The 14710-nt window shown below is 65.9% G+C and carries 13 protein-coding genes; 8 read left to right on the forward strand and 5 right to left on the reverse strand.

Annotation, left to right across the window (positions count from 1 at the left end; all coding sequences use genetic code 11):
* The first annotated feature begins 75 nt into the window (after positions 1–75).
* The 4 genes from truB (at position 76) to GIW57_RS16185 (ending at position 5385) form a co-directional block, all read left to right on the forward strand.
* Positions 76–984 carry a tRNA pseudouridine(55) synthase TruB gene (truB, locus tag GIW57_RS16170; RefSeq protein WP_236511930.1) on the forward strand — a complete coding sequence of 303 codons (909 nt, stop codon included), beginning with the start codon at positions 76–78 and terminating at the stop codon, positions 982–984.
* Positions 985–1161: 177 nt separating this feature from the next.
* Positions 1162–1422, forward strand: coding sequence for a 30S ribosomal protein S15 (gene rpsO / locus GIW57_RS16175; RefSeq protein WP_005410445.1), 261 nt, complete (start codon positions 1162–1164; stop codon positions 1420–1422).
* Positions 1423–1569: 147 nt separating this feature from the next.
* Entirely contained in the window at positions 1570–3678 is a 2109-nt protein-coding gene (gene pnp / locus GIW57_RS16180) for a polyribonucleotide nucleotidyltransferase (RefSeq protein ID WP_025876239.1), read from the forward strand.
* A 147-nt stretch (positions 3679–3825) separates the two neighbouring features.
* Positions 3826–5385 (forward strand): winged helix-turn-helix domain-containing protein, encoded by a 1560-nt coding sequence (locus GIW57_RS16185; RefSeq protein WP_236511932.1) that lies wholly within the window; start codon positions 3826–3828, stop codon positions 5383–5385.
* On the opposite strand, the gene GIW57_RS16190 is transcribed toward GIW57_RS16185, so the two are convergent.
* A complete protein-coding gene (locus GIW57_RS16190; RefSeq protein ID WP_236511934.1) occupies positions 5354–6412 on the reverse strand; it encodes a serine hydrolase in 1059 nt (352 codons plus the stop codon). The two genes, GIW57_RS16185 and GIW57_RS16190, sit on opposite strands and share 32 nt — an antisense overlap.
* Before the next feature lie 103 nt (positions 6413–6515).
* Positions 6516–7502 (reverse strand): hypothetical protein, encoded by a 987-nt coding sequence (locus GIW57_RS16195; protein ID WP_236511935.1) that lies wholly within the window; start codon positions 7500–7502, stop codon positions 6516–6518.
* A gap of 205 nt (positions 7503–7707) precedes the next feature.
* On the opposite strand from GIW57_RS16195, the gene GIW57_RS16200 reads away from it, so the two are divergent.
* Together GIW57_RS16200 and GIW57_RS16205 are read left to right on the forward strand one after the other, a co-directional pair.
* Positions 7708–8898 (forward strand): glycoside hydrolase family 18 protein, encoded by a 1191-nt coding sequence (locus GIW57_RS16200; protein ID WP_236511937.1) that lies wholly within the window; start codon positions 7708–7710, stop codon positions 8896–8898.
* Between the two features lie 103 nt (positions 8899–9001).
* Positions 9002–9394: a VOC family protein gene (locus GIW57_RS16205; protein ID WP_236511939.1), complete on the forward strand. Its 393-nt coding sequence runs from the start codon at positions 9002–9004 to the stop codon at positions 9392–9394.
* A 25-nt stretch (positions 9395–9419) separates the two neighbouring features.
* Here the strand turns inward: GIW57_RS16205 and GIW57_RS16210 are convergent, their stop codons facing one another.
* The 3 genes from GIW57_RS16210 to GIW57_RS16220 are packed head-to-tail and all read right to left on the reverse strand — an operon-like array spanning position 9420 to position 11549.
* Positions 9420–10979 (reverse strand): PepSY-associated TM helix domain-containing protein, encoded by a 1560-nt coding sequence (locus tag GIW57_RS16210; protein WP_236511941.1) that lies wholly within the window; start codon positions 10977–10979, stop codon positions 9420–9422.
* 10 nt (positions 10980–10989) lie between these two features.
* A complete protein-coding gene (locus tag GIW57_RS16215; protein ID WP_099819071.1) occupies positions 10990–11253 on the reverse strand; it encodes a hypothetical protein in 264 nt (87 codons plus the stop codon).
* Complete coding sequence (locus GIW57_RS16220; protein ID WP_025876254.1) at positions 11253–11549, reverse strand: hypothetical protein; 297 nt, start codon at positions 11547–11549, stop codon at positions 11253–11255. The genes GIW57_RS16215 and GIW57_RS16220 overlap by 1 nt, the downstream gene beginning before the upstream one ends.
* 419 nt (positions 11550–11968) lie before the next feature.
* On the opposite strand from GIW57_RS16220, the gene thrS reads away from it, so the two are divergent.
* Together thrS and infC are read left to right on the forward strand one after the other, a co-directional pair.
* Positions 11969–13870 (forward strand): threonine--tRNA ligase, encoded by a 1902-nt coding sequence (gene thrS, locus GIW57_RS16225; RefSeq protein WP_089236283.1) that lies wholly within the window; start codon positions 11969–11971, stop codon positions 13868–13870.
* Positions 13871–13919: 49 nt separating this feature from the next.
* Positions 13920–14462 carry a translation initiation factor IF-3 gene (gene infC / locus GIW57_RS16230; RefSeq protein ID WP_089236282.1) on the forward strand — a complete coding sequence of 181 codons (543 nt, stop codon included), beginning with the start codon at positions 13920–13922 and terminating at the stop codon, positions 14460–14462.
* The last annotated feature ends 248 nt before the right edge of the window (positions 14463–14710 follow it).

Consider the following 14710-nt stretch of genomic DNA (forward strand, 5'->3'; position numbering starts at 1 on the left):
TTCCGGCTGCGCGATGTCTGATGCAGACCGCGCTGCGCGCTCGCCGGGCATGGCCCGGCGCTACCCGTACCTGTCATGACCCGAATTCAGTTCCGCCGCCTGGATGGCATCCTGCTGCTCGACAAGCCGACCGGCATGAGCTCCAACGCCGCGCTGCAGGTCGCCCGTCGCCTGTTCCGTGCGGAAAAGGGCGGCCACACCGGCAGCCTTGACCCGCTGGCCACCGGGCTGTTGCCGCTGTGCTTCGGCGAGGCCACCAAGATCGCCGGCCTGCTGCTGGGCTCGGCCAAGGCCTACGACGCCGAGATCGTGCTGGGCCAGACCACCGATACCGATGATGCCGAGGGCCAGGTGCTGCTCGAGCGGCCGGTGCCTGCGATCAGTCCCGAGACCCTGCAGGCGGCGATCGCGCCGCTGCTGGGCGACATCCTGCAGCGTGCGCCGATCTATTCCGCGCTCAAGCAGGGCGGGGAACCGCTTTATGTGAAGGCCCGCCGAGGCGACGCCATCGAGGCGCCCGAGCGCCAGGTCAAGGTCCATGCCATCGAGATACTGGAGCAGCAGCCCGAGCGGCTGCGGCTGCGGGTCACCTGCGGCTCGGGCACCTATATCCGCAGTCTGGCCCGTGACCTGGGTGAAACGCTGGGCTGCGGGGCGCACATCAGTGCCCTGCGTCGCTTGTGGGTGGAGCCGTTCCACGAACCGGCGATGGTCACCCTGGAGCAGCTGAGGGCCCTGGTGGAAGCGCAGGACGAGACCGCCATGGACGCGCTGCTGCTGCCGCTTGCAGCCGGTCTGTCCGAGTATCCCCGGGTCGACCTGGACGCCGAGCAGACCCAGCGTTTCTGCGTGGGCCAGCGCCAGCGCGACCCTTCCTGGCCGCGCGGCCTGGTGGCCGTGTTCGGTCCCGGATCGGCGGCGCAGGGCCTGGGCCAGGTCGACGATAGCGGTCTGCTGGCCCCGCAGCGCCGCTTCAACCTCTGAACGGGGAAGCCCGGTTCAGCCCCGGACCTTGTTCCAAAGCCCCCTGGCCGTTACAATTCCGCGGCCGTTTTACGGCAGCCTGCCGAAGGCGGGTTTCATCCATTTGTTGGTTCATGGCGAGCCAGGCGGTGCGCGAAAGCGCGTTCCTGCCGGCCACGCATCACAGAGAAAAAAGACATGTCGATCGACACCCAGAAGGTCATTGAAGACAACAAGCGCAGCTCGGCTGACACCGGCTCCCCGGAAGTCCAGGTTGCACTGCTGACCGCCCGCATCGAACTGCTGACCGGCCACTTCAAGACCCACAAGAAGGATCACCACAGCCGCCGTGGTCTGCTGCAGATGGTCAACCGCCGCCGCAGCCTGCTCGACTACCTGAAGAAGAAGGACGTCGAGCGTTACAAGGCCCTGATCGAGAAGCTTGGCCTGCGTCGCTAAGCAACGAATCCCCCGCGGCGCAGCGATGCGCCGCGGTTTTGTTTTGTAGCACCGCAATACCTTTTTCAGACCGGAACGACCGGTCATCCGTTGGCGGCAAGGGTCGCCCCCGGTCCATTCGCAGACAGCATCCCCAAGGACACCCCCGTGGCAAAAATCACCAAAACCTTCCAGTACGGCAAGCACACCGTCACGCTTGAGACCGGCGAAATCGCCCGCCAGGCCGGTGGCGCCGTCATCGTCAAGTTCGACGATACCGTGCTGCTGGTCTCCGCCGTTGCCGCCAAGAGCGCGCGTGAGGGCCAGGACTTCTTCCCCCTGACCTGTGACTACCAGGAGAAGTTCTACGCCGGTGGCCGTATCCCGGGTGGCTTCTTCAAGCGCGAAGGCCGCGCGACCGAGAAGGAAACCCTGATCTCGCGTCTGATCGATCGTCCGATCCGCCCGCTGTTCCCGGAAGACTACAAGAACGAAGTGCAGATCATCGCCACGGTGATGTCGCTGAACCCGGACATCGACGGTGACATCCCGGCGCTGATCGGTGCCTCGGCTGCGCTGTCGCTGGCCGGCACCCCGTTCAAGGGTCCGATCGCCGCCGCCAAGGTCGGTTACAAGAACGGTGAGTACATCCTCAACCCGACCGTGACCGAACTGAAGGATTCGGAGCTGGAGCTGGTCGTTGCCGGTACCGCCAACGCTGTGCTGATGGTGGAATCCGAAGCCGCGCTGCTGTCCGAAGACGTGATGCTGGGCGCCGTGACCTTCGGTCACCGCGAAATGCAGAAGGTCATCAACGCGATCAACGAGCTGACCGTGGAAGCCGGCACCAAGCCGTCGACCTGGGTCGCCCCGGCCAAGAACGACGTGCTGATCAGCGCCCTGCAGGAAGCCATCGGCCCGCGTCTGGGCGAAGCCTTCCAGGTGCGCGACAAGCTGCAGCGCCGCGACGCCATCTCGGCGATCAAGAAGGACGTGGTCGAGTCGCTGGCTGGCCGCGTGGCCGCTGAAGGCTGGAACCCGGCCGAGCTGTCGAAGGAATTCGGCGAGCTGGAATACAGCACCATGCGCAACTCGGTGCTGGACACCAAGGTCCGCATCGACGGCCGTGCGCTGGACACCGTCCGCCCGATCGCAGTGAAGACCGGCATCCTGCCGCGTACCCACGGTTCCTCGCTGTTCACCCGCGGTGAAACGCAGGCCATCGTGACCATCACCCTGGGCACCGCCCGTGATGGCCAGGTCATCGATGCCGTCTCCGGTGAGTACAAAGAGAACTTCCTGTTCCATTACAACTTCCCCCCCTACTCGGTGGGTGAGACCGGCCGCATGATGGGCCCGAAGCGTCGCGAGATCGGTCACGGCCGTCTGGCCAAGCGCGGCGTACTGGCAGTGATGCCGTCGCTGGAATCCTTCCCGTACACCATCCGTGTCGTGTCGGAAATCACCGAGTCGAACGGTTCCTCGTCGATGGCATCGGTCTGCGGCTCGTCGCTGGCCCTGATGGACGCCGGCGTGCCGGTGAAGGCACCGGTTGCCGGTATCGCCATGGGTCTGGTCAAGGAAGGCGATCGCTTCGTCGTCCTGTCCGACATCCTGGGTGACGAAGATCACCTGGGCGACATGGACTTCAAGGTTGCCGGTACCGCTGAGGGCATCTCCGCCCTGCAGATGGACATCAAGATCGAAGGCATCACCGAAGAGATCATGAAGCAGGCTCTGCAGCAGGCCAAGGCTGGCCGTCTGCACATCCTGGGCGAAATGGCCCACGGCCTGACCGCTCCGCGCGAAGAGCTGTCGGACTACGCGCCGCGTCTGCTGACCATCAAGATCCACCCGGACAAGATCCGCGAAGTGATCGGCAAGGGTGGTTCGACCATCCAGGCCATCACCAAGGAAACCGGCACCCAGATCGACATCCAGGATGACGGCACCATCGTCATCGCGTCGGTCAATGCCATCGCTGCGCAGGCTGCCAAGGCCCGCATCGAGCAGATCACCTCGGACGTCGAGCCGGGCCGCATCTACGAAGGCAAGGTCGCCAAGATCATGGACTTCGGTGCGTTCGTCACCATCCTGCCGGGCAAGGACGGCCTGGTGCACGTGTCGCAGATCTCCAGCGACCGCGTCGAGAAGGTCGGCGACGTGCTGAAGGAAGGCGACGTGGTCAAGGTCAAGGTGCTGGAAGTCGACAAGCAGGGCCGTATCCGCCTGTCGATGAAGGCCGTCGAGGAAGGCGAAGGCGCCACCGCCGAGTAATCGACGGTGGGTGTCAACCTTGGTTGACACGCCTCGATTCCGGTAGGTGTCAACCTTGGTTGACACGCCGAAATGAAAAAGCGGGCTTCGGCCCGCTTTTTCTTTGCCTGTCGTCCCGCAGGCCGCACCGGCCGCTATGCTTCGCGCATGGACAGCCTGCGTCTGCTCGACCTTGAGATCGATTGCCCTGCACAGCGTGTCACCCGCGCAGGTGTGGCGTTGCCGCTCCATGGCCTGAGCTGGCGCCTGTTCGAAGTGCTGCTGGAGCGTGGTACCGACATCGTCGATTTCGACACCTTGGCCGAACAGGTCTGGGCACCAGCGGTCGTCGGCGAAGATGCGATCAGCCAGCGGGTGAAGCTGCTGCGCAAGGCGCTGGGCGACGACAGCCGCCGCCCGCGCTATATCCGCTCGGTACGTGGGCGTGGCTACCAGCTGTGCGCTGCGCCGGTCGCGCTGGAGCGGACCTCGCCGCCAGCTGCACGCCGCAAGTGGCCTTGGCTGGCCGGCGGTGCCGCCGCCGTTGCCGTACTGGCCACTGTTCTACTGTGGCCCGCTACGCCATCGCCGCCGGCCGCACAGGCCTTGCTGCAGCGCGCCGAGTACTACGCCAGCATCGGCCAGGCCGGCAACAACGAGCGTGCCATTGCCCTGTACCGGCAGGCACTGCAGGTGGATCCCGAATCCAGCAGCGCACGACGCGGGCTGTCACGTGCCTTGTCCGCGCAGGGCTGCCTGTTCAATGGCTCGGCTGCGCAGATGGACGAAGCCCTTGCCCTGGCGGACGCCGAACTCCGTCGCGCTTTCGATGACGGTGCGGCGCACGCATTGCGCGGCTATGCCTACGACTGCCTGGGGCGGATGGGCGATGCCATTGCCGATTACCAGCGCGCCATCCAGCTGGATCCCGCTGATGAGCGCACGCGCGCATCGCTGGCCTATCTTCACCAGGAGCAGGGCCATCTTGTTCTTGCGCTGCGCGACAATCTCGCATTGAAGGCGCCCGAGCGCCTGCGTTTCCGCGACGTGCAGGTGGCACGTGAACTGGAGCTGCTGGGCTTCACCCAAGCGGCGGCACAACGTCACGCGCGGAACTTCCAGCTGTACCCCGACAACGTCTTTGCCAACATCGCCTGGCCGCGCAGCCTGTTTGCAGCCGGTGCATCCGGGCCAGCCAGACAGGCGCTGTCCGAAGCGCTGTCGCGCGGCACACCGCATCCACAACTGCTGCGGCTGCAGGGCGAATTGGCGCTGCAGGCCGGGGATCGCGCCGCCGCCGCCGCTGCCTTCGAGCAGGGGCGCCAACTGCGTCCGCAGCAGTCGTTCGGGCAGACCCTGGCCATGCTGTACGCAGTGCCGGGCCCGCCACCGGAATGGATTGGCAACCGCCTCACGTCGCTGCAGGCACAGGCCGGTGATGGCTGGTCCGATGCTGCTTTGGAGCGGGCCCTGCTGCTGCAGGCGTCAGGCAACACCGCTGCGGCGATGGCGGCGCTGCAGCAGGCGGTCAATGATGGCTTCCGCGATGCGGCGTGGCTGCGCGCCACGCCGCTGTTCGCGCCCTTGCACAACACTTCGGAATGGATGCCACTGCTGGCGCGCATCGATGCCGACATCGCGCGCCAACGCAGCCGGGTACTGGCTGCCGACTGGCGTCCCGCCGATCTCTCGGGCCTCAGCGCAGCGCCGGCAACAGGAACTCGGTGAGAATCCGTCGCGACTGTGGGTGGGCCAGGCTGCGGTTGTAGGCCTGACTGGTAACCACGGCCACGGCGCGATGCTGCGGCAGCACGAAGACATAGTTGCCACCATTGCCGGACATTGCCCACACCGTCTGTGGTTTGCCGTCGACCGCCAGTTTCAATCCCCACCATTGATAACCGTAGTCACTGCCATCGCCGGCCTGTGCCTGCGGTTGGATCAAGGCGGCGATGTAGTCGGGCGGCAGAAGTTGTCGGCCCTGCCAGCGGCCGCCATCGAGTACCAGTTGGCCCAGCCTGGCCAGATCGCGGCTGCGGTAGCGCGTCCCGCCACCGCCCATGCCGATGCCCTCGGGCGACCGGTTCCAGTGACTTGCCGTGATCCCCAGCGGTCGCTCCAGCACGCGCGCGGCGTAGTCTGCCAGCGGCTGACCGGTCGCCTTTTCCAGCACCGCGCCGAGCACGAAGGAATTGGCGGTGCAGTAAGCGAAAGCGCGCCCGTGCGGGCTGTCCGCCGGGCGCTGCATCCACGGTGCAAATCCTTTGACCGGCAACCCCAGGGTGAAATCGAGCCAGCGTTCGGTCACGTACATGCGCTCTTCGTTGCCTGCCGAGAACGCATTCTCGTCATCACACTCCCACAGGGAACTCATGGTCAGCAGGTCTTCCACGGTGGTCTGGCGCAGCCGTGGGTCCACCGCATGGAGCGCGGTGTAGGCGGGGAAGTAGTCATAGACGCGCGCCTGTACGCCCGGCAGCTTGCCCTCGCCGATGGCGGCTCCCACCAGCAGGGCGGTCACGCTCTTGCTGGCCGAACGCACGTCGTGCAGGGTCTGCGCATCGGCACCGTTGAAGTAGCCCTCGTAGACGACCCTGCCGTCCACCTGCAGCAGCACGCTGCGGATCTGCTTCAGTTCATCGCTGGCAATGGCGTGTTCCAGTGCCTGCAGGCGCGCAGGGTCGGGTGGGGCGGCAGTGCAGGGCAGGCTGGGAAGCGATGCCAACAGGCCGGAAAGGGCCAGGAGTGAACGCATGATCGGGCTCCATCGAAAGGAGCCCGATTGGGCCAGAGCACCGGCTGAAGTGCTGGAAATTCCCCTGAAGAATTCTGAAAGCCTTGCGCTGCAAGGCTCGGCGCTACACGGGCTGTTCTTCTTCGTGCCCCAGCCACCACACCTGACCGGGCTCCGGGTCCGGAAGTGGATGCTCGCGCTGTTCAATCGCCTCCAGCACGCGCCCCCTGCCGGCTGCCGTCCATACCGCCATCAGCTTCTCCACCGCGGCGCGACCCTGCGCGGCAATGCCGAGATTGCGTTCGCGCGCCCAGCCCTGGTCATCATCAGGGCTGTCGTCATCGTGCTGGTGAGGTGCCCCATAGCTGCAGCGCAGGCACAGGTGACGCACCGAACGGGTCCAGTCTTCGACCAGGCCGATGGCGGGCAATGTGAGCGCCCGCAGCGCGGTGATGTCGTCCTGCGAATCGCATTGCACGAACACCGCGTAGGTCGCCATGTCCGACTGCTGCAGGCGCTGCATGGCATTGAACACGGGTACATCGCGCTCGCCGTAGGCGCGACGCCCGGTGGATGCGCCGTCGTGCAGGACGATGTCACCGAAGCGGAATCCGCTCTCAGGCAGCGGTACGTTCTCCAGCCGTGCGCGTACCGGATCCAACCGGCGCATGTACACGGTCTCGCCGCCGGACCACGGATTCAGGCGGACACAGGCAACGCCGAAATTGCCGTCGATCGGGCCTTCGCCTTCGGGCAGTGTGATGCCGCAACGGGTCCATTGCCGGCGCGCCTCGGCCCAGTCACCGGCGCCGGTGGCGGCAATCCCGGCATTCCATGCGGTGGCCTCGTCGAATGCGTCGCGCAGCTGTTCCGAGCGCAGGTTGTCCTGCAGCGACGCGGGCCAGTCACGCAGGTACTTGTGCGCCAGCCCGCGCATGTAGTGCAGGTGGGGGATGTCGGGCGTCCATTCGACGAGTTGGCCGAACAGGGCCGCTGCATCAGCCAGTTCGCCTTCGTCGAAGGCAGCGTAGGCACTTGCCTCCAGTGCCTGCAGCTTCTCCAGGGTCTCGTCGTCGAGCAGTGTGCCGTCTGCGTCGTGGTCTGTGGTCATGTCCGTGTGCCAGTGAAATTCCAGCGCCACCTTAGCTCAGGCAGGTCGTGTGTTGTCCTGCAGCGAAGTGCTTTCGACCTTGCGCAGCCACGTCCGTGTCAGCTTCCAGTGGCCTGCCACTGTCCAGCGGACGACTTGCACGGACATCCGCACCCTGGGCCGATCTGTTTGCTAACGTGGCTGCGCCTTCGACCCGGGAGTTTCCATGTTCCGCCAGAGCTTGGCCGTACTTGCAGTGCTGATCGCCGGTACCCTGCCCATTGCCGCGCAGGAGCAACCCGCGCAAACGCCGATCTTCGGTGCGTACTACCCCGGCGGTTCGGCCGAGCGCTATCCGGTATCGAGCATCCCGGCCGAACGGCTCACCCATCTGTTCTATGCGTTTTCCACCATCGAGGACGGGCGCTGTGCGATCGGAGCCGAGGCGCCGGCCAACTTCGCCGCATTGGCCGAGCTCAAGCGCCGTCATCCGCATCTGCGCACGTTGATTTCGATCGGTGGCTGGGGCGCGGGCGGATTCTCCGACGCTGCGCTGACCGAGGCCAGCCGCAGGCGCCTGGTCGACTCGTGCATGGCGTTGTTCTTCGAGCGTCATGCCGGCAGCTTCGATGGTGTGGATATCGACTGGGAGTTCCCGGTCAGCGGTGGCCCGAAGGAACTGGCGCACCGTCCGCAGGACCGTGCCAACCTGACCAAGCTTGCGCAGGCCTTCCGCGTGGCGCTGGATGCCCGCGGTAAAAAGGCGGGGCAGCCGATGCTGCTGACCGCGGCACTGGCGGCTGGTCGCCTGCAGACCGACGGTCCGTACGATCCCGCCGCCAGCTACGATCTGCCGGCGTTGGCCAAGGTGTTCGATTTCATCAATCTGATGAGCTACGACATGGGCACCGGCTTCTCCTCCGTGTCGACCTTCAATGCCCCCCTGCATGAAGTGCCTGCCGATCCGTTGGCGCCGGAACTGCGGCGCTGGAACAACGTCGCCGGTGCCGTGCAGTACTATCGCGAGCACGGCGTACCGGCGAGCAAGCTGGTGCTGGGCGTGCCGTTCTATGGGCGCGGTTTCAAGGTCACCGGCGAGTCGGCAGATGGCTTGTACCAGGCCTACAGCGCTCCGGCCGATGCCGGTGACTGGCGGGTGATCAAGGCACGCTATCTCGACCAGCCGGGCTGGAACAAGCACTGGCAGCCGCAGGCGCAGAGCCCGTGGTTGTACAACCCGACCGAGAAGATTTTCATCAGCTATGAAGACCCGCGTTCGATCGGGTTGCGGGCGCAGTTCGCGCGCGAGCAGGGTCTGGCCGGTGTCTTCATGTGGGAGCTGACCGGTGACGACGAGCAGGCCAGCCTGCTCAACGCCATGCTCGCGCCATGGCAGAAGGCCCGCGTCGGCGACTGACCGCTTCAACATGTTCGAGCCAGTCCGGGTTCGGCGGTTCCAGGCACGGCCTGCGGCCCGAAACCGCACATCTGCGCCACGCACGCAGCGCTAAGCTGCGTGCATGATCATCATCGACCGCTTGGACCATCTGGTTCTTACCGTTGCCGACATCGAACGCAGCTGCAACTTCTACCAGCGCGTGCTGGGCATGCAGGTCGTGCGCTTCGGCGCCGGTCGCGTCGCCCTGCAGTTCGGCCAGCAGAAGATCAACCTGCACCCGGCCAGCGCGCCGCTGCAGCCCCACGCGTTGCAGCCTACCCGCGGCAGTGCCGATCTCTGCCTGATCACTCGGATGGGCGTGCAGGCGGTGCTGGCCCACCTGCAGGCAGAGCAGGTGACGGTTGAAGAAGGGCCGGTGCCGCGTACGGGAGCGCTTGGGCCGATCGAGTCGGTGTACTTCCGTGATCCGGATGGGAACCTGATCGAAGTTGCCCGCTACGTGGACGCCACGTAACCGCGCAGGCTGCGCGCAGACCTGGTCAGTTTGCCCACACGCTGTTGGGGTCACCGTTGCGGGCCCGCCGCTGGCTGGCATATGCCAGGCGGGCAAAGCCGAAGGCCATCGCCAGTGCCATCGCATCGATCCAGAACAACGGCCAGTGGCCGCGTGCCGCGGCCAACCACAGCCAGTCACCGTTGAGGGCGCCGTGCGCGACCGGCACCAGCGCGGTGCTGATCGCTGCGGCCCACAGCAGCTCGCGCGCCGCCTGTGCCGGGCGGCGCAGGGCTGCCCACAGCGCACACGCGGCCCAGGTCACGAAGCAGGCCCAGCGGATGCCGTGGTCGACCTGGGCAGGGGCGACCCGCTCCAGCACCAGCGCGGCTACGAAGGCCACCGAGATCGCCACGCACAGGCCGATGCAGACACCCACCGTGGCCCGCGCCATGTTGACGGCCGCGCGTGACTGCTGCGGCTGACGGCGCTTGCGGCGCGACTCGATCCACAGCAGGTTGCCCGAATAGAACAGGAAGGCGCCGCCGAGGCCGAGCAGGAAGTACAGCCAGACCACCACACCGTTGCCGAACTCGCCGAAGTGCAGGGCATAGGCGGCACTGAGCGTGGCGTGGTTGGCATCGCGTTGGCCGGGCAGCTGGCTGGCCAGCACGCGGCCGCTTTCGACATCCAGCGCGACAGCACCGAGCGGGCCAAGCGTGCCGCTGGCCTCGCCGGTGATCTCGATGGTCGCGTTGGCATCACCGCCATTGGCCAGTTTCAGGTAGGCCGGTTCAAAGTTGGCCACGCCCTGCGCGCGCGCCACTTCCAGCGCCCGTGCGTGCAGTTCGCGCAGACTACCCGGTGCAGCAGGGATGCCACTGGCCTCGCGCAGCGGCGCGGTATCCATCGCCGTCGGTACCGCCTGCAGCGCCTTGCCGTCGTAGATCAGGGGATTGAGTACGGCCATCTGCATGAACACCAGGCAGAGCAGGGCGCCGGTCACCGCGAACATCAGATGGAACGGCAGGCTGAGCACGCCGATCACGTTGTGCGCGTCCTGCCACTGCTGCTTCAGATTGCGGCCCGGGCGCAGCGCGAACAGATCGCCCAGCAGCTTGGGCAGGTGGATCACCAGGCCGCTGAGCAGGGCCATGCCGTACAGCAGGCTGACGATGCCCATCACATAGATGCCGGCCACCGGCAGGCCCAGGCTGTAATGCAGTTCGTTGACCAGTTCGGCCAGCCCGGTCTGCGGTGGCGTCGGGCTGCCGCCGATCTGTCCGGGCCATGCATAGCGCCAGCTGCCGTCCTCGGCCTGCCAGTAGGCCAGCGGCTGCGGATGATCGGCGCCCGGGAAGGTCATGCCGACGTGGCGACGCGCCTCCGCGTGCGTGGCCAGCACGTCGTCGAGCAGGTACTGCGCGTCATCCAGGCCGGCGGGCAATGCGGTTGCCGCGCCAGGCGTCTGCCACAGCGGGAGATCGTGGTGGAACAGGGTCAGCGCGCCGGCATAGAACGCCACGAACAGCCCGAAGCCGGCGACCAGGCCGACCCAGGTGTGCAGGGTGGTGAACGTACGCAGGGTCTGGGAACTGAATTTCATGCGGTCGATCTCATTGCACCGCGCCGGTCAGGCGCAGCAGGCCGAGTGCGGCGAAGCCAAGGGCCGCGCAACCGGCCAGGGTCAGCCAGGCGCGCAACGGGCTGCGGAAACTGAAGGCCCACAGCGCCGCCAGCATCCACAACGGGACGAACGCGATCAGGCTCGGCACCAGGGCCTTCTGCCAGGGGCCCGGCGGCAGCCAGGCGACCAGGCCGGTCGCCGCAGCGGCAAGGAAGAAGCCGGCGACGATGCCGGCCAGTGCGCGCGACCACATCAGCGCGGCTCCACATCGGGGCGGTGCCACGCGGCCAGTGCCGGCAGCAGCATGGCGGCCAGCATCCAGGTGCACAGCATCGCCACCAGGCCGGCGGCAAAGCCCAGTTCGGCCATCCACAGCCACAGTGCGGCCACGGCAGCGACCAGGCCGATCTGCCGGCCCAGGCGCCCGGCACGGCGCAGCCGCGGCCAGCGGCAATGCGGGGAGGCGGCATAGAAGGCCAGCGCGGAGAACATCGCCGACAGCATGCCGAGGCTGCAGAAGCCCAGGGTCGACAGGCCAACGGTGATCATTGCGGGCTCCGAGCCCGGCATACGGCCGGTGAACGCGGGGCACGGGCGGGACCGGCAGGCGCCGGTCGGGGCGGGTGGCGCATTGCAGGGTCCTGGGGGAAGCGGGCAGGTCGGCACTGAGGCTGGCTGCGCGCACATGGTAATCATTGCGTTTTCACGCCGCCAGCCAGCGCCATTCAGGCGCCGCTTGGGCTTTGTCGGCCACTGGTTTAAGATCGTGGGCAACCACATCCTGGAAACCAAGGTGGCCCGCGCACTGCGCCGGCCGAGCGTGCGACATGAGCACTACCACCGCCCACTGTTGACCTGCCCCGAAGGCCCTGCATTCCAGGCGCCCTCGTGGCGCTTTTTTATTGCCCGGGCGTTGGCCCGGGAGCGCTTTCCAGCCCGCCCGGCGGGCCCCGCATGAAGCCATTGCAATGATCACGATTACCCTTCCCGACGGCAGCCGCCGCGAATTCGAACATCCCGTCAGCGTCATGGACGTCGCCCAGTCGATCGGCGCTGGCCTGGCCAAGGCCACCATCGCCGGTTCGGTGGATGGCGTGCTGGTCGATGCCAGTGACGTCATCGACCACGATGCCTCCCTGCGCATCATCACCGCCAAGGACGAGGAGGGCGTGGAAATCATCCGCCACTCCAGCGCCCACCTGGTCGGCCACGCGGTCAAGCAGCTCTATCCGGACGTGAAGATGGTCATCGGCCCGGTGATCGCCGAGGGCTTCTACTACGACATCTATTCCGAGCGCCCGTTCACCCCCGAAGACATGGCGGCGATCGAAAAGCGCATGGGCGAGCTGATCGCGCAGGACTACGACGTCATCAAGAAAGTGACGCCGCGTGCGGAAGTCATCGAGATCTTCAAGGCCCGTGGCGAGGACTACAAGCTGCGCCTGATCGAGGACATGTCGCCTGACATCCAGGCGATGGGCATGTACTACCACCAGGAATACGTGGACATGTGTCGCGGTCCGCACGTGCCGAACACGCGCTTCCTGAAGGCCTTCAAGCTGACCCGCATTTCCGGCGCCTACTGGCGCGGCGACGCGCAGAACGAGCAGCTGCAGCGCGTCTACGGCACCGCCTGGGCCGACAAGAAGCAGCTCGATGCGTACATCAAGCGCATCGAAGAAGCGGAGATGCGCGACCACCGTCGCATCGGCAAGCAGCAGGACCTGTTCCACCTGCAGGAAGAGGCGCCGGGCCTGGTGTTCTGGCACCCGAAGGGCTGGGCGCTGTGGCAGGTGGTCGAGCAGTACATGCGCAAGGTGTACCGCAGCACCGGCTACGGTGAAGTGCGCTGCCCGCAGATCCTGGACGTGTCGCTGTGGCAGAAGTCGGGCCACTGGGACAACTACCAGGACGCGATGTTCTTCACCGAGTCGGAGAAGCGTACCTACGCGCTCAAGCCGATGAACTGCCCGGGCCACGTGCAGGTGTTCAACCAGGGGCTGCACAGCTACCGCGACCTGCCGATCCGCTATGGTGAGTTTGGCGCCTGCCACCGCAACGAGCCCTCCGGCGCGCTGCACGGCATCCTGCGCGTGCGTGGCTTCACCCAGGACGACGGTCACGTGTTCTGCACCGAAGACCAGGTCGAGGCGGAAGTGACCGCGTTCCACCAGCAGGCGCTGGCGGTGTACCAGCACTTCGGCTTCGAGGAGATCCAGGTCAAGATCGCGCTGCGCCCGGAATCGCGCCTGGGCGATGACGCCACCTGGGACAAGGCGGAGGGCGCGCTGCGCTCGGCACTGTCCAGCTGCGGGGTGGAATGGCAGGAGCTGCCGGGCGAGGGCGCCTTCTATGGCCCGAAGATCGAGTACCACCTGAAGGACGCCATCGGCCGCACCTGGCAGCTGGGCACCATGCAGGTCGATTTCATGATGCCTGGCCGTCTGGGCGCTGAATACGTGGACGAAAACAGCCAGAAGAAGCATCCGGTGATGCTGCACCGGGCCATCGTCGGCTCGATGGAGCGTTTCCTGGGCATCCTGATCGAGCACCATGCCGGCCAGTTCCCGGCCTGGCTGGCGCCGACCCAGGTGGTGGTGGCCAATATCACCGATGCGCAGGCTGAATACGTCTCTGCCGTGACCAAAAGCCTTGCGGATCAAGGCTTCCGCGTCAGCGCTGATTTGCGTAACGAGAAGATCGGCTATAAGATTCGCGAGCACACGCTGCAGCGCGTGCCGTACCTGCTGGTCATTGGTGACCGCGAGAAGGAAAACGGCGCTGTGGCGGTGCGTACGCGTTCTGGCGAAGATCTCGGCAGCATGAGCCTTCAGGCCTTCACCGAGCGGCTCCAGGCCGAGGGCGCGTAAACAAAGGTCCGGCCCGTGCGCATTGGCGCCCGGGCCGGGTTCGACACCCTTGGGAGATCGCAATATCAGTACCCCTGACAACAAACAGAACCGCAAGAATCAGGAAATCCGTGTGCCGCGCGTCCGCGTGATCGGCAGTGACGGAGAAATGATCGGCGTGTTGACGCGAGACGAAGCGTTGTCCATGGCCGAAGATGAAGGCCTGGACCTGGTCGAGATCCAGCCGCAGGCCGACCCGCCGGTGTGCAAGATCATGGACTTCGGCAAGTTCAAGTTCGAAGCCCAGAAGAAGGCCAGCGAGGCCAAGAAGAAGACCAAGCAGGTCGAGATCAAGGAAGTGAAGTTCCGTCCGGTTACGGACGAGGGCGACTACCAGATCAAGCTGCGCAAGATGCGCGGTTTCCTTGAGGAAGGCGATAAGATCAAGGTCAACATCCGTTTCCGTGGCCGTGAAATGAGCCACCAGGAACTGGGTCGCGAGATGGCCAGCCGGATCGAGGGTGATCTGGGCGAGGACATCGTCATCGAATCCCGTCCGCGCCTGGAAGGGCGTCAGATGGTGATGATGATCGCGCCGAAGAAGAAGACCTGAGGCCTGACGGGCTGCCTCGCGGGGCGCCTGGCGGCTGAATGGATGAAGGTGAAGGGGCGCCGCTGGCGTCCTTTTGCTTTTCCGGGTCCGGCACAGCCGGGTTACGGATGAAAAGCTGTATGGGGGCTGGTTACAGGGCGGTTTTGCCTGTATCATGCCCGGCTCGACCCACCCAGGACGGGTCGTACGCCGATCATGGCAGGACGGAAAGAGCGGCCCAGGCCGCCGCCAGATCAGTCAGAAACCAG

Source organism: Stenotrophomonas sp. PA-6-5C (assembly GCF_021605635.1).
Taxonomy (GTDB): domain Bacteria; phylum Pseudomonadota; class Gammaproteobacteria; order Xanthomonadales; family Xanthomonadaceae; genus Stenotrophomonas; species Stenotrophomonas lactitubi.